The 1,102-nt window shown below is 33.2% G+C and carries 1 protein-coding gene; it reads left to right on the top strand.

Features of this window, described 5'->3' with window-relative positions:
* Positions 1 to 1,078 (top strand): AAA family ATPase (locus PX636_RS08870; RefSeq protein ID WP_288116794.1); only part of this gene is annotated, 1,078 nt, incomplete at its 5' end.
* Positions 1,079 to 1,102 lie beyond the last annotated feature (24 nt).

Raw genomic sequence — 1,102 nt, forward strand, 5'->3', positions numbered from 1 at the left:
ACGCATGGTGCTGCAAGATTTCGAGCAGCTATTTCCTAGATATGCGTGGAAAGATCAGTCCTTCAAAATAAGTTATGCTTTTAAAAATACTACTTTTATTATTGAAAGACATAAAGAAAGTTCCGATGGATATTATAAATTAACATTCACCTATTCAGAAAATTTTAAACAGCTTTATAATAGAATCATTAGACAGATAAGACGATTGGATAGAGATGACAGCTTAAAGCCTCAGGAAATAAACTCAAAGGCTATTGAATATATCACAAATACTCTTTCTTCTTCTGACTTGTTTAAAGATCGAGAAGGATTTATACCCGCAGAAATCTTCTTTATTCCAGCTAGTCGCACTCTGTTTGTTAAATACTTTACCAATAATATTTTTACCTTTTTAGCTAATAATTTTGATCTTGATCCTCTCATTATCAACTTTGGCTCTAATTATGAAACCGCTCAACGTCTATACAGAATAATTAATGAATTCCAAGATCAAGAAAATGATCAAAGAAGACTTTATGATCAAATTAAATTAATTACCGAAAAAATTCTATCGGGTAGCTATGGAAGAGAAAAAGATCAAGATTGGCTTTATCATGCCGATGGGAGAAAGATTAACTTAATTGATGCTTCAAGCGGACAACAAGAAGCCTTACCAATGTTATTAATTCTCTTAGTTTTCCCCTTTTTTGCCACTCACGAATCTAATCAATTCTTTATTGAGGAACCCGAAACCCATCTTTTTCCCTCCGCTCAAAGAGATATGGTAGAACTATTTACCTTACTTTATGCTAATAAAAATTGTCGTTTCTTTCTCACTACCCATAGTCCCTACATTCTCACAGCTTTGAATAATAAAATCATGGCGGCTAACGTTGAGCCTGTCAAAGCGGAAAAATCTTTAGGTTATAAAAATACTATTCAATTTCAAGATGTGTCAGCCTACACAATTAGCAATGGACAAACTCAAAGTATCTTAGATACAGAGGTGAACTTGATTGGTATCAATAACCTCGATGCTGTCTCCGATGAACTTAGTCAAGAGTTTGAAGAAATCTTAGAAAGAAAGGCTCAACAATAATGAATATTAGTCACTGTTCTGAAT

It is taken from the genome of Microcystis sp. M53598_WE2, from assembly GCF_030067735.1.
Classification (GTDB): domain Bacteria; phylum Cyanobacteriota; class Cyanobacteriia; order Cyanobacteriales; family Microcystaceae; genus Microcystis; species Microcystis aeruginosa.